The organism is Synergistaceae bacterium (assembly GCA_031272035.1).
Lineage (GTDB): Bacteria > Synergistota > Synergistia > Synergistales > Aminobacteriaceae > JAISSA01.
This window is the reverse complement of the sequence record JAISUO010000113.1, coordinates 1-13,883: the sequence shown is the minus strand read 5'-3', so window position 1 is coordinate 13,883 and position 13,883 is coordinate 1. Positions and strand designations below refer to the sequence as shown.

Sequence of the window (13,883 nt, the reverse complement as noted above, 5' to 3'; positions counted from 1 at the left end):
CTTACAGGCGGAAGTTTGGCTTTCTGAAAAAGGGTGATTTTTATATTTTTGCCGATCTTCCCGTTCCGGAGCGAGGCCGGAGGTCTGTATAATGAGTGGCAGTGCAACTGGGACGGGGAGGAATAAGAAATAAGACGTTTGTTGCTTCATATTTGCTGCGCGCCGGATGCCACAGTGCCCTTCCGGGATCTGAAAACCGAGAACTGGGATGAGATTACCGGTTTTTTCTATGGCTCGAATATTCATCCATGGAAGGAATATCTTTTGCGCGCGGACACGTTGAAATTTTTGTCGGAACATGAGAATATTCCCGTTCATATCGCATCCTGGGAGCCTGCGACATGGCTGGCTCGGACGTCGCATCTGGCGAAGGAGCCGGAGAGGGGAAAACGCTGCGCTCTGTGTTTCGCTCTGCAGCTTCGGGCCGCCGCGGGGGAAGGTCGGAGTCTGGGCGCCACGCACCTTGGAACGACGTTGACGATCAGCCCTCATAAGGACGTGGCGCTGATTTCCCGTCTGGGTGAGAAAATTGCCGCTTCCTGCGGGCTGCTCTGGCAGGGGCGCATATGGCGGAAGAACGATGGATTTTTGCGTTCTCTGACGATCAGCAGAGAATTGGGGCTTTACCGCCAGCATTATTGCGGGTGTATTTATTCGATGCCGAAAGGTGAGTGAGTGGGATGACAGACCGTGACGAACCCGCTTCGGAGCGGAAATCGACGCCGGGGCCGGGGAAGTTGCCGCCGGAAGTTCTGAAAAATCACGTTCTGCGTTATTTTGGGGCGCGGCGGGAGGAAGTTCTGGTGGGCCCGGGTCTTGGAGAAGACGCAGCCGTGATTCGCTGGAATGACGCTTCATACCTGGTCGCTTCCTCCGATCCCGTCGTGGGGGCCACGGATGGGGCGGGACGCCTTCTGGTTCACATCAACGCCAACGACATCGCCTGCAAGGGCGGAGATCCCGCCTGGTTCATCGTCACTTTGATCGTTCCGACCGAAAATGGTCTGGCGTACATTCACAGCACCATGGAGGAAATTCATGGAGTCTGCGAAGAGCTGGGCATCGCTGTGGTGGGCGGACACACGGAGCTGACGGACCGCTATGAACGACCGGTGATGACAGGGACCATGATGGGCCCTTCCCGGTACGATCTGCGGGCCAGCCGGATACAGAATGGCGACGTCGTTCTCGTCACGAAACACGTGGGTCTGGAGGGAATGTCGATTCTGGCCCATGACCGGCCGGATCTGCTCTCTTTTTTGAATGAAAAGGAGCTGGAGGAGGTTCGTTCCTGGCAGAAGGATCTCTCGATTTTGAAAGAAGCGCGTCTTCTTCGGGACCTGGTCCGTTACATGCACGACCCCACGGAGGGCGGCCTGGCGGGAGGGCTTCTGGAGGTTCAGGGCGCCTGCGGCCTGGCGCTGGATTTAAATGTGGAGGATATTCCCGTTTCCCCTTTGACGCTTTGCGCGGCCGAAAAAATCGGTTTCGACCCGCTGCACCTGATTTCTTCGGGCGTTTTACTGGCCGTGCTGCCGCCGGACAACGCAAGGGAAGCTCTGTCGAGGCTGTCCGGAGAGGGAATCGAGGCGAGCCTCATTGGTCGCTTCGAGGCGGCGGGCCGGAGGCGGGAGTTGAAGAGGCTGTCTGACGCTCATGAGGAACTGTGGAGTATTCTGGCAAAACCTTTGTTATAATAAACGATTGTGAAAATGCTGAAGAGCTTCTTTTGCTTTTGATTTTCGGGTGTGGTTTTGTCATTTGTGCGATATTTGTTTTGGACGGAGGAATTTTTGATGAGCGGCGTCAGTGCGGGAATGACGGGAGAAACGGAAAGGCCCGTTTTTTTCAATGAATACTGGAAGCGTTCCGGTCTGTGCGGCGAGGTCGGCGAAGATCTGATCGGGAGGGACGTGCGCGTCAACGGTTGGGTTCGACGCAGACGGGACCTGGGCGGGATTGTTTTTATAGAGCTGTGGGACTACACGGGTCCCGTTCAGGTGGTTTTCAACCCGGAAAGCGGGGACGTGCACCGCCGCGCGGGAGACCTGAGAAGCGAGTATTGCATCGCGGTGCGGGGAAAGGTGACAAAACGTCCGGAGGGAACGGACAACCCCGCTCTGAAAACGGGTCGCGTCGAAATTGTCGCGGAGGATTTTCTGCTGCTGGCCCCGTCGCTGCCTCTTCCCTTCGAGGTGGGCGAGGGAACGGACAGGGTGGACGAAAATCTGCGTCTGACCTATCGCTACCTGGACATGCGCCGGGAACGCATGCAGCATAACCTGCGCACCCGCAGCCGTCTCTATACTTTTACGCGAAACTATTTCACCGACAGCGGGTTCATCGAAATCGAAACGCCGATGCTGACAAAAGCGACTCCCGAAGGCGCACGGGATTACCTGGTTCCCAGTCGGGTCAGCCTTGGGACGTTTTACGCTTTGCCCCAGTCTCCTCAGTTGTTCAAACAAATTTTGATGGTCAGCGGTTTTGACCGTTATTTTCAGATCGTCAAATGCTTCCGCGACGAGGACCTGCGCGCCGACCGCCAGCCGGAGTTCACCCAAATCGACGTGGAAATGAGCTATATCACGGAAGATGACGTCATGACGTTGATTGAAGTCTACATGAAGGGCCTTTTCAAAAACATTCTGAATCTGGATATTCCCACGCCCTTCCTCCGCATGAAATACTGGGAGGCCATGGATCTTTACGGCAGCGACAAACCGGACCTCCGCATTCCTGTAAAACTGCTGGACCTGAAGCCCGTCTACGAAAACGGAGCCTTCGAGGCGTTTCGCGACATTTTGGCGAAGGAGGGCGTTGTCCGAGGGCTTCCTCTTCCGAACGGGGCCTCTCTCTCCCGCAGAGAGCTGACGGAAATCGAGGAAAAGGCGAAGAAACTCGGCGCTTCCGGATTGGCGGCCTTCCAGTTCAGGGACGGAGAGATAAAAGGGCCTCTGGTAAAATTCATGAGCCAGGAGGATCTTGCCCGTCTCAGGGAGGTCTCCGGCCTGAAGGATGGAGACGCGCTCTTTGTGCTGGCCGACGCTTCCCGGCTGAAAGCCTGTACGATTCTGGGAAATCTGCGTCTCGAACTGGCAAAATCCCGGGGTCTGGTGGAGGAAAAGTCCTGGAAATTCCTGTGGGTGACGCATTTCCCGCTTTTTGAGTGGGACGAGGAAGAAAAACGCTGGGCGGCGGTCCACCATCCCTTCACCTCTCCGGTTCTGGAGCAGCTTCCCCTGATGGAGACCGAACCGGGCAAAGTTCTGGCGCGCGCTTACGACTGCGTTTTGAATGGCAACGAAGTGGGAGGGGGATCCATTCGAATTCACGACCCGAATGTGCAGGCCCGGGCGTTTTCCTGCCTCGGCATTTCGCCGGAAGAGGCGCGGCGGCGGTTTGGATTTTTCCTGGACGCCCTTTCCTACGGCACGCCTCCCCATGGCGGCATCGCGCTGGGCGTGGACAGGCTGGCCATGCTGCTCTGCGCCGGACAGTCCATCCGCGACGTCATGGCTTTTCCAAAGACCCAGAAAGCTCAGTGCCTGCTGTCTCAGGCTCCTGACACCGTAGAGGAAGCCCGTCTCCAGGAGCTGAAGATTCAGTGTCTTCCTCCGGACGAGGAAATCTGATGAGGAAATCTGATACGGAAAAATCGCTGTCGAAGGAGAATCTGCTGCCGTGCTTTTTTCAGGAATTCCGCGTATACGCCTGATCGACGGACCTACGCCTCTCGAACGCCTGACGCGTTTTGGCAAAGCCTGCGGACATGAGCATCTTTACATCAAACGCGACGATGTCATGTCCCTTGGGCTTGGAGGTAACAAGGTCCGGAATATCGAATTCTGGCTGGGTGAAGCTCTCGCGCAAAAAGCGGACGTCGTCGTGACTGCCGGCGGGCCCTTCTCCAGTCGGAGCCGGCTGGTGGCGTCCGCCTGCGCCAAAATTGGAATTGAATGCCACGTATTGTATGGAACCGATGAACTTCCCGATTTGAACGCCAATTATTTACTCGTCTCTCTCACCGGCGCGAAGTGCCTGTGTCTCGGCAAAGTGACGGAAGAGGAGCGTTCGGCGCTGACGCGGAGCTATGCCGAAGAACTGAAGAAAAAAGGGAGAAGGCCGTATATCGCCGGTTTGACGATTCCCGGCGCCCTGGGATACGTGGAAGCCGCTCTGGAGCTTCATGCCCAGGCCTGGCAAATGGACCTCGACATCAGGCATATCGTCGTCGCCGGTTCGATGGGACCGACGGAAGGGGGGCTTTTGTGGGGCTCGGCCCTTTTGGGAGGGGCCTTTATCCTTCACTGCCCCAGCGTGGAGTTCAAGGCCGACAAACTGCGGAGCTGCGTTCTGGACGTTTGTAAGGGAATATCGGACAGACTCGAAATGGAACCTTCCGTTCCCCCGGAGAGGCTGCTCCAGGTTTACGGAGATTTTTTGGGCGACGGTTACGACGTCCCGACGGAGGAGTCTGTCGAGGCGATTCGGATGCTGGCGTCTCTCGAGGGAATTTTTATCGAAAATACGTATAACGGGAAGGTTTTTGCCGCGCTTGCGACTTTGTTGCGGAGCAGGATTCTGCCGCCTGACGAAGGCGTATGCGTCGTCCATACCGGCGGTATTCCCGCTCTTTTTGGACAGGGAGAACGTTTTGCGGCGCCGGTTCGACATTCCTGACCCCTGATATTGACTGCCGGAGAGGGATGAAAGCATGGACAATGAACGTCCGGAGAACGAAATGGAAGCGGAATCTCGAAACGAGGAAAACCCGAAGACCCACGACGCGATGAACTTCATGAAAACGCTGCCCTTTAAGGATATGGGCGAGGTGAAGCTGGACACGAACCGCTCGAAGCGTACGGGGTTCTCGGAGATCATCTATTGCCCAGGAAAGAGCGATGAACAGCTGGTGACCATCGCCCGCGCCCTGAAGGACACGAAGGAGAACGTCCTTTTTTCGCGGATCTCGGTGGCTCAGCACAGCGTCATCGCCTCCGTGCTGCCGGACGCAGTGTTTTACGCCAAAGCGCGTCTGACGGGAATCCGGCGGCAGGAGAGTCCCCATTATAAGGGCGTCACGGTGATCACCGCGGGCAGCAGCGACGTGCCCGTAGCCGAAGAGGCCTCTGTGACCGCGGAATACATGGGTTGCGACGTTCTGCGCCTCTACGATGTGGGCGTCGCCGGTCTGCACCGGCTGCTCTCTCACGTGGAGGAACTTCAGACTTCCAGGGTCATTGTCGCCGTCGCCGGAATGGAAGGCGCTCTGCCCACCGTGGTGGGAGGTCTGGTGAGCTGCCCTGTGCTCGCCGTCCCCACCAGCGTCGGATACGGGGTCAACCTGGGAGGAATCGCGCCGCTCCTGACCATGCTGAACTCCTGCGCCATGGGCGTGTCGGTGGTCAACATCGACAACGGCATTGGAGCCGGTTACTGCGCCGCCAGCGTTGTCCGGCAAATTTATACCGCGCGCGGAATATGATCACTCGTCCTCTTCTGGAGCACATTTTTTCCGCCGCCAGTATCGAGCGATGGAACGATCATCCGCACCCTTCGGTATTTACCGAACTGGGTAAACAGGCCCACAAGATGGTTATCGCCTGGGTTCTGGCCCGGCATGAGGAGGATTCGGGCCGCCTCCTGAACTGGATTGAACTGATTGAGGGAGGAATTTTCGAGTTTTTACACCGGGTCGTCGTTACGGACATCCGGCCTCCGGTGTTTCACAGGCTGATGGAGAATCGGGAGACGCGGCAGCAGCTCAACGACTGGGTCTGTGAGAAGCTGGAACGGGACCTCTGTTCTCTTTCGGAATCTCTGGTTCGGCGGTTTCGTGATTATCACAGGGGCAGCGATGAAATTTCCCCGGAGCGGCGGGTTCTGCGCGCGGCGCATTATCTGGCCACAAAATGGGAATTCGACTTCATCTTTCCCTGGAGCGCCGGCATGTATGGAGTGGATCGAACACGGCGGGAAATCGAAAGCCAAATCGACGCCATCGACATTCCCGCGGCCCGGGAAATGCTTCTGAATTCCGCAGCTTCCTCTCTGTGGGGTTTTATTTCGCTGGTGGGACAGCTGACTTTTCAGAAACGATGGGCTCAGACGCCCCGGATCCCTCAGACCTCGGTTCTGGGGCATCTGTTTTTCGTAGCGATCACCGCCTGGATGGTTTCCCTGGAAATTGGAGCCTGTCCCCGTCGTGTCCGCAATAACTTTTTCGGCGGGCTTTTCCACGATCTGCCGGAAGTGCTGACCCGGGACATCGTTTCTCCCGTCAAAGCCTCCGTGGAGGGTTTGGACGGACTGATTCGCCGTTACGAACAGCGGGAGATGGAGGATCGCATCTACCCTCTGCTTCCGGAATCCTGGCACGAAGAACTCCGCTATTACACGGAAGAGGAGTTTACGAACAAAACGCGTCACTCCGATCTCGTGGATCCTCTGCAGCGTCACAGGGGAGACATCCCGGACGAACTCAACCGGGACGAATACAGCCCGCTGGACGGGCACGTCATCGAGGTCTGCGACAAACTGGCCGCCTGCATCGAGGCCTCCGTCTCCATACGCACCGGCGTACATCCCCAATCCCTGGAAGACGGCAAACGCCGCCTCTGCGAGCGATTCTCCCGAACCGTCATTCGCGGCTATCCTGTCGGCCGTCTCTTCGATTTTTTTCAATAAAAATCAATTCAATAAAAATCAATTTGCCGACGGATATTCTGTGTAAATATTTTTGAGTGATTTTATCATTGACTAAGGCTGACCTTGTGAATACAATCGAACAAACGGATAAAAGAACGGATAAAAGAGAGATTTAACTTCAATTTTGTCTCATTTCATATTGGGGGTTCAATTTTGAGAGTATCCAACCTGACGAGAGTTATAGAAAAGTACATCAACGATCTTTTTGGAGTGGAGGGCAACGGATCCATCGTTTCTCTCAGGCGCAAGGATGTCGCCGCGTCCTTCGGCTGCGTCCCCAGTCAGATCAACTACGTCCTGCGCAGCCGTTTCACGCCGGAAAGAGGTTACCTCATCGAGAGTCAGCGGGGAGGGCACGGTTATATCCGTATCGTCCGCCTTTCCTACGACAAGCCGGAGGACCGCCTGAAATATTTCGAGGATATTGTCGGAGAATCCCTTTCCCTTAAAGATCGTAAAAGACTTCTGGTGATGCTTCAGGAGAAAGGCTTGATAAATACGCGGGAACGGCTGATAATTGAGGTGGCGTTGAGATACGCCGACGAGCTTGGCCGATCGGAATTCGACGTGTCGCAGCACAAGCGCAATATTCTCCAGGCGGACCTGCTTAAGCGTATGCTCCGCAGTCTGGTTTTGGCATAACGGGCTTTGGTGTAAAGAGATGTTTCATTCAGTGCAGAGATTTGCAGGGATTGATTGTACTTAAAACTTCTGTCAGGCAGAGAGGAATTTTTATCATGTGGCAATTTTTCACCGAACGCGGTAAGAAAGTGATTCAACTGGCCCACCGCGAAGCTCTCAAGATGGGACACAACGTCATTGAGCCGGAACATATCCTTTTGGGCCTCATTTACGAAGGCGGAGGAGTCGCGTGGCAGGCTCTGGCCTCCATGGGACTGAATCTCGACGAGGTCCGCGCTCAGATCGAGGAGGCCATGGGGCATTCCCAGCCCACCCTGAAGGCCATTGACCTGCCCCTCAGTCCGCGCGTGAAAAAGGCGCTGGAACTTGCCATGCGCGAGGCCCGCAACATGGGAATCAACTACGTGGGGACGGAACACATTCTCCTTGGAATTCTGGCGGACACCAGCAGTATGGTGACGCAGTATTTCCTGGCCATGGGGGTCGACGCGGCCAGCGTGCAGAAGCAGATTCTGACGATCATGTCGGAAGGGTCCACCGCCGCGCCGGTGGGAGGCGGAAACGTCGAAACCCTCACGGATCGCATAAAGAAAAAAGGACGCACTCGAACGCCCACGCTGGACCAGCTGGGTATCGACCTGACTCAGAAGGGGCGAGACGGAGAGCTGGACCCCGTCATTGGACGCGCCAAAGAAATACGGCGGGTGATGCAGATTCTTTGTCGCAGAACCAAGTGCAACCCCGTCCTGATCGGGGACCCCGGCGTTGGGAAAACCGCCGTGGTGGAGGGCCTGGCCCAGCAGATCGCGGATGGAAACGTTCCCGAGCCGCTGCGGGATAAGCGCGTCGTGCAGCTCAACACGGGAAACCTTGTGGCGGGAACCAAGTACCGGGGAGAGTTTGAGGAACGTCTGCGCCGCATCGTCAAGGAACTCAGCGATTCCAAAGAGATCATTCTTTTTGTAGACGAAGTTCATACGATCGTCGGAGCCGGCAGTGCCGAAGGCGCGGTAGATGCCGCCAATATTCTGAAGCCCAGCCTGTCAAGGGGGGCTTTTCAGCTCATTGGAGCCACGACTCAGGAGGAATATCGCCGGTACGTCGAGCGGGACGCGGCGCTGGAAAGGCGTTTTCAGCCCGTCAAGGTGGAAGAACCCGGAATTTCCGATTCCATTCTCATTCTGGAGGGATTGCGGGACCGCTACGAAGCCCACCATCAGGCCGAAATCGAAGATGGCGCACTGGCGGCGGCGGCTCAGCTTTCGGCGCGTTACATCAAGGACCGCTTTTTACCCGATAAAGGTATCGACCTCATTGACGAAGCCGGAGCTCGGGCGCGGCTTCGCATGTTGGATCCCCCCGACTCCATCCGGGAGCTGGAGCGTCGTCTCGAAAGCACCCGAAAAGAGAAAGAAACGGCGGTTACCGCCCAGAATTTCGAGCGGGCGGCAAGTCTGAGGGACGAGGAACATGCGCTTGCTGACGAACTGGAACAGGCCCGTACGGCCTGGAGGGACAGTCGCAACACCCGACGGGTGATTGTCACGGCGGAGGACATCGCCGCGGTGGTTTCGGAACTTACGGGTGTTCCCGTGATCCAGCTCACTGAAGAGGAATCCGCCCGCCTTCTGAAAATGGAAGAGGAACTTTCCGCCCGGCTGGTGGGGCAGGACGAGGCCATCAGCGCCGTTTCCCGGGCAGTGCGCAGGGGGCGCAGCGGTCTTCGTGACCCCAAACGTCCGATAGGCAGTTTCCTGTTCATGGGGCCTACCGGTGTGGGCAAAACAGAGCTTGCACGTTCTCTGGCGCGTTTCCTTTTTGGCAGTGAGGACGCCATGATCCGTCTTGATATGAGCGAATTCATGGAGAAGCACGAAGTTTCGAAACTGCTGGGAGCTCCTCCCGGCTACGTGGGCCACGAAGGGGGAGGCAAACTGACGGAATTGGTTCGCAGAAGGCCTTATTCCGTGATTCTTTTCGATGAAATCGAGAAGGCCCATCCCGAAGTCTACAACGTGCTGCTGCAAATTTTGGAGGACGGACATCTCACCGACGGGCAGGGGCGCACGGTGGATTTCCGCAACACGGTCGTGATTATGACCAGCAACGTCGGAGCAAAGGAAGCCGTCAGGGGGAATCCTCTGGGGTTTGGATCCGTGGATTCTTCGGAGGGGCTGGACTGGGAGCATTTGAAGAAGGTCATCACGGATGAAGCTCAGCGCACCTTCAGACCTGAATTTTTGAACCGCATCGACGAGATGGTCGTTTTCAAGCCGCTGTCCCGTGACAACCTGATGCGTATCATTGAGATCATGCTGTCGGACGTTCAGCAGCGTCTTGAGGAGAAAGGCATCGATATGGGCGTGGAGCGTGAGGCCCGAACCATGATTCTGGAGAAGGGATTTCAGCCGAAATTCGGCGCTCGCCCCCTGAGACGCGCAATCCAGTCCATGATCGAGGATAAACTGGCCGATTCCGTTCTTTCCGGGAAAATCGGCAGGGGAACGACCGTGACGGTAAGGGTTGCGGACAACGAAATCATCTTCGATACGGCAGAAACTTCCGTCGCGCCGGAATAGACGGACAAAAATTTATACAGAAAAGAGCCAACGGCTCCAGGCAGAAAAGGACCCGTGGCTCTGGAAAAATTTCAAGCGGAGCCTCTCCTTCTCAAAAGGTGAAGAGGCTCTTTTTTCATAATTAAGAGTGGTATTGGTATCGATCGGGCTCTACGCCACAATCGGCTCCCGCACCCGACGCCGGTATCAGAGTCCCATGACGCTTTTTCGCCGCTCTCTGCGAACTTCTGCTCTTTTTGCTCCCTTCTCCCACTCGCTGCGTTCTTCGTCTGTTTGCAGGTCGAGCCTCGGTACGCGCAGAGGATGCCCGCTTTCGTCCAAACCCACGAAGGTGAGGTAGGCCCTGTTCACCATTTCATGAACAATCCCCGGTTTCTCCACAAACGTATCCACCCGGATTTCCATCGACGTCCCCCCGACGTAAGTGACGCACCCTTCGAGGACGATAACGTCTTTTACGTAAATCGGTTTCTCGAAGCTCAGATAATCCACGGAAGCGGTCGTGCAATGTCCTCCGCAATGCCTGAGCGCGACGACACTGGCGACAAGATCGATCCAGGCCATGAGCTGCCCTCCGAAGAGCCTGTTAACGCTGTTGCTGTGTTGCGGCATAACAATTTGAATTTGTTGAACCTTGGAGTAAGCTACAGTTCTGTGTATTTCTTCCATTGCAATAATTTCCTCCATTTAATTCGCATAATGGGCTACATTATATCATGAGGGCTTTTTGCGGGACAGGGTATGGAAGGATATGAAGATGACGACAATGACGAAGATGGCGTGAATTTGCGGGTTCTGTCAACATTAAAAATATAATGGGTTCAATCCCGTACCTGTGAGCCGTTCAGAGCCTGCAGGAAAGGAAAGAACCCATAGAGAGATGATTTTTATTTGTTAAAATGTGCGATAAAGATACTTTTCAGCGGCTGCCGAAACGCGCGAAAGCCTCCGCGGGATTTAGCGCTCTACCAGGCGGGCAGATAAGAACCTTCGAAGTATTCTTTAAAAATTTCTTTGACCTCGTCTGTCTGGTACGCAGCCACGACCTTTTTGAAAACTTCTTTATTGGCGTCCTGTGTCCTCGCGGCAATGACGTTGATGTAGCTCTTGTCTTTATAGAACTTCAGGTCGTCATAGAAAATAGAGTCTTTTTGAGGGCTCAGACCAAAGTCTATGGCATAGTTGCCGTTGATGACTCCGGCTGCCACATCCGGCAATATCGAGGCGACCTGAGCGGCATCCACCGTCACAAACTGGAGCTTCAGCGGATTTTCGACGATGTCCGTGATGTCCGGAGTCAAACCGGCGTCGGGTTTCAGTTTAATCAGGCCCGCGCCCTGCAGAACGGTCAGAGAGCGCCCTTGATTGATGACTTCGTTGGGAAAAGCGATTTTATCGCCTTCTTTCAGATCCTTAATACTTTTAATTTTTTTCGAATACAGGCACATGGCCGAGAGGAACGTATCGGCGATGGGTGTGATCTTATAGCCTTTATTTTTGATTTCATTGTTCAAAAACGTATAATGCTGAAAGGCGTTCAGGTCCAGCTCTCCCGCGTCCAGCGCCGCGTTGGGCGTCATGTAGTCGGCGAAGTTGATGAGCTCGATATCGATGCCTTCCGCGGCCAGTTTTTTGATGACCGGGGCCCATATCACCTCGTAGCTCTCTCCCACGATCCCGACCCTGAGGTGCACTCTTTCCGCCGCCCCGGCGACGCTGCCCGCAAACAACAATACCGCGAAAAACACAACCATTATTTTCAGAAACTTCATAATCGATTTCCCTCCGTTAAAATGTGTGATGAATCTGTTTCCAGATAAAAATGGAAGCTCCATTCAGAAGCTTCCAGGCCGCTCGTCTCATTGAAGGCCGCTGCCGTTTCAGAAGTCAGGCTTCTTTTCCGGGTACGCGGCGCCACATGATACAGGCCTCCTGGAACCTCCCTCGCATTTCCATGTTTCTCTCACGACACATGCACGAAAAACAAATTCCCGACCGCACTCTGAACACCTCCTTTTCAAAACCGGCAATTCAATATAAACATTGTATAGCTGTTTAATAAGAATTATACAGGAATATAGCATTATATTTTTGAATGTCAAGAAGGATAAAACTGAAGGACAAAACTGAAGGACAATCCGGAGCGCGTTTTTCGTCTGAAATCTTCTGACAGGGAAAACGACAGGCGCGCCGCAACCTTTCAATCGGGAACGTCCAGCACCATAAGCCGCGCCACGGACACTTCGTTTTCCGTTCAAAATCAATACTCTGATATAATTCCTATCTCCCGAAAAATAACCTCCATATTGTCAGATTGACTTGCCTAAACACTTGACTTTCGTTTCATAATGGCGTATATTTATGGAAGTTACATAACTACCGTAAAGGAGACGCTTATGAAAAAACAAGGCAGAGAAGTCAAAGTAAAAAATATAGGCGGCAGGAACTATGCTTACGATATGATTTCTTACTGGGACAAGGATCTGAAAAAATATCGCAAAAAAAGCATTTACCTGGGCGTCATCACAAATCTCGAAACCAAAGAATACCGTCCAAAAACACAGAAGCCTGGCACGCTTAAACCGATACAAAAAGAAATAATCCAAAAATTCGGCGACAGTTACGCAATAACGCAAGTCGCGGAAAATTGTCCGTTCAGCGCTGTTTTGAAAAATATTCCGGTGAATTACGGAACATTGATGAGCCTGGTATGTTTCAAGCTGATTATGTCGTCCGCAATGCAATACGCGGAGGTTTGGAGCGCCGGAAATTTCATTTCCACCCTATTCCCGGACGCGGAATTGTCATCTCAGCGGATCAGCGATTTCCTCGAAGAATTAGGCAAAGAATCGCATTGGAGAAACTTCTTCAGCTCGTATATAAAATGTGTTGCGGGCGATAAAGTTGGAATCATTGCCGACAGCACGGGAATGCCGAATGAAATCGATATCCCCGTGACTGCCTGGGGCAATCACGGCGGCGATACGCAACTTGAAACGCGCCTTCTTATGGTCATAGACAAAGATACCGGCAGGCCGCTTTATTTTCGTTATATGGCCGGAAATATTGTCGATGTCTCCACCCTCAAAAACACGATAGCGGAGCTATCCGAAATGGGCGTCAAGACTTCGTATGCCTTAATTGACGCTGGTTATTACAGCGAAGCCAATATTCGCGCGTTATACTCGGAAAAAATCTCGTTTTTGACGCGTTTACCGGCGAATAGGAAGCTGTACAACAATTTGATTGCGACGCATACAGATATTGAAAGCGTGAAAAACGCCGTCATTTATGGCGGGCGGGCGCTCTATGTTAAGAAGGTCGAAGTCGATTTGTACGAGAACAAGGGCTTTGCCTATGTTATTTGCGACATTCGCCGTAAAGGCGATGAGACCACAAAATATCTCATTTCCGCGAAAGAAGATGGTTTGAGCGATGAAGAAATGGGAACAGCATTGAACGAAAAAGGGAAATTTATACTCATTTCTTCTGAAGACGTGCCGATTTCTGAGATAATTCCGATGTATTACACCCGACAAACGGCGGAAAAACTCTTTGGCGTGTCAAAATCGTTCATTGATTTATTGCCTTTGCGAACACACAAAATAGAAACGCTTCGCGGATATTTGATGTTGACGTTTATCACGCTTCTCATCTATCTCGAAATGAAATCTCGTTTAAAAGGCAAATTTACCGTCGAACGCGCAATAGTTGATATGGGCAATTTGATGAGTAAGTCGTATGGAAATCACACGATCATTTGCGAACCAAATAAGAATATGAAGGCGATCGCCGAACTGTTAGGATTTATGGTACCTATGACTCTGGGAGTTTAGGGTAAAGAAATTCCGTCTTCAGCGTACGGAACCAACGCTCTATGCGCACGTTGTCCACCCAGCGAGCCTTGCCGTCCATGCTCTGTTCGATGCCGCGCCTGGCCAGCAAGCCTAC

The 13,883-nt window shown here is 53.7% G+C and carries 11 protein-coding genes and 1 pseudogene; 9 read left to right on the top strand and 3 right to left on the bottom strand.

The genetic code is table 11. The features are described 5' to 3' along the window. The first annotated feature begins 129 nt into the window (after positions 1–129). The 8 genes from LBR61_13305 to LBR61_13270 all read left to right on the top strand — a co-directional run bounded on the left by LBR61_13305 (position 130) and on the right by LBR61_13270 (position 9,932). Positions 130–675 (top strand): epoxyqueuosine reductase QueH, encoded by a 546-nt coding sequence (locus LBR61_13305; protein ID MDR1733057.1) that lies wholly within the window; start codon positions 130–132, stop codon positions 673–675. 5 nt (positions 676–680) lie between these two features. After that, on the top strand, positions 681–1,697 hold the full coding sequence (locus LBR61_13300) for an AIR synthase family protein (GenBank protein MDR1733056.1): 1,017 nt from the start codon (positions 681–683) through the stop codon (positions 1,695–1,697). Between the two features lie 99 nt (positions 1,698–1,796). Then, the gene (gene aspS / locus LBR61_13295; protein ID MDR1733055.1) at positions 1,797–3,635 is read left to right on the top strand and encodes an aspartate--tRNA ligase; all 1,839 of its coding nucleotides are present in this window, start codon (positions 1,797–1,799) and stop codon (positions 3,633–3,635) included. A gap of 49 nt (positions 3,636–3,684) precedes the next feature. Continuing rightward, complete coding sequence (locus LBR61_13290; protein ID MDR1733054.1) at positions 3,685–4,683, top strand: pyridoxal-phosphate dependent enzyme; 999 nt, start codon at positions 3,685–3,687, stop codon at positions 4,681–4,683. A 34-nt stretch (positions 4,684–4,717) separates the two neighbouring features. Then, complete coding sequence (gene larB, locus LBR61_13285) at positions 4,718–5,488, top strand: nickel pincer cofactor biosynthesis protein LarB (protein MDR1733053.1); 771 nt, start codon at positions 4,718–4,720, stop codon at positions 5,486–5,488. After that, positions 5,485–6,690 carry an HD domain-containing protein gene (locus LBR61_13280; protein MDR1733052.1) on the top strand — a complete coding sequence of 402 codons (1,206 nt, stop codon included), beginning with the start codon at positions 5,485–5,487 and terminating at the stop codon, positions 6,688–6,690. Before larB ends, LBR61_13280 begins: the two co-directional genes overlap by 4 nt. Before the next feature lie 174 nt (positions 6,691–6,864). Continuing rightward, the gene (locus LBR61_13275) at positions 6,865–7,353 is read left to right on the top strand and encodes a CtsR family transcriptional regulator (protein MDR1733051.1); all 489 of its coding nucleotides are present in this window, start codon (positions 6,865–6,867) and stop codon (positions 7,351–7,353) included. A gap of 92 nt (positions 7,354–7,445) precedes the next feature. After that, positions 7,446–9,932 (top strand): ATP-dependent Clp protease ATP-binding subunit, encoded by a 2,487-nt coding sequence (locus LBR61_13270; protein MDR1733050.1) that lies wholly within the window; start codon positions 7,446–7,448, stop codon positions 9,930–9,932. 186 nt (positions 9,933–10,118) lie between these two features. Here the strand turns inward: LBR61_13270 and LBR61_13265 are convergent, their stop codons facing one another. Further along, on the bottom strand, positions 10,119–10,544 hold the full coding sequence (locus LBR61_13265) for an acyl-CoA thioesterase (GenBank protein ID MDR1733049.1): 426 nt from the start codon (positions 10,542–10,544) through the stop codon (positions 10,119–10,121). Between the two features lie 353 nt (positions 10,545–10,897). After that, a complete protein-coding gene (locus tag LBR61_13260) occupies positions 10,898–11,704 on the bottom strand; it encodes a MetQ/NlpA family ABC transporter substrate-binding protein (protein MDR1733048.1) in 807 nt (268 codons plus the stop codon). 966 nt (positions 11,705–12,670) lie between these two features. Here LBR61_13260 and LBR61_13255 point away from each other — a divergent pair. Continuing rightward, a complete protein-coding gene (locus LBR61_13255; GenBank protein MDR1733047.1) occupies positions 12,671–13,768 on the top strand; it encodes a transposase in 1,098 nt (365 codons plus the stop codon). On the opposite strand, the pseudogene LBR61_13250 reads toward LBR61_13255, so the two are convergent. Next, positions 13,764–13,883: pseudogene (locus tag LBR61_13250) on the bottom strand (IS3 family transposase). The gene LBR61_13255 and the pseudogene LBR61_13250 overlap by 5 nt on opposite strands.

What these genes read in the sequence shown, in the direction of transcription:
- larB (MDR1733053.1), top strand. Translation starts at nt 4,718, where the DNA reads ATGGACAATGAACGTCCGGAGAACGAAATGGAAGCGGAATCTCGAAAC.
- LBR61_13260 (MDR1733048.1), bottom strand. Translation starts at nt 11,704, where the DNA reads ATGAAGTTTCTGAAAATAATGGTTGTGTTTTTCGCGGTATTGTTGTTT.
- LBR61_13265 (MDR1733049.1), bottom strand. Translation starts at nt 10,544, where the DNA reads ATGCCGCAACACAGCAACAGCGTTAACAGGCTCTTCGGAGGGCAGCTC.
- LBR61_13255 (MDR1733047.1), top strand. Translation starts at nt 12,671, where the DNA reads ATGCAATACGCGGAGGTTTGGAGCGCCGGAAATTTCATTTCCACCCTA.
- LBR61_13300 (MDR1733056.1), top strand. Translation starts at nt 681, where the DNA reads ATGACAGACCGTGACGAACCCGCTTCGGAGCGGAAATCGACGCCGGGG.
- LBR61_13280 (MDR1733052.1), top strand. Translation starts at nt 5,485, where the DNA reads ATGATCACTCGTCCTCTTCTGGAGCACATTTTTTCCGCCGCCAGTATC.
- aspS (MDR1733055.1), top strand. Translation starts at nt 1,797, where the DNA reads ATGAGCGGCGTCAGTGCGGGAATGACGGGAGAAACGGAAAGGCCCGTT.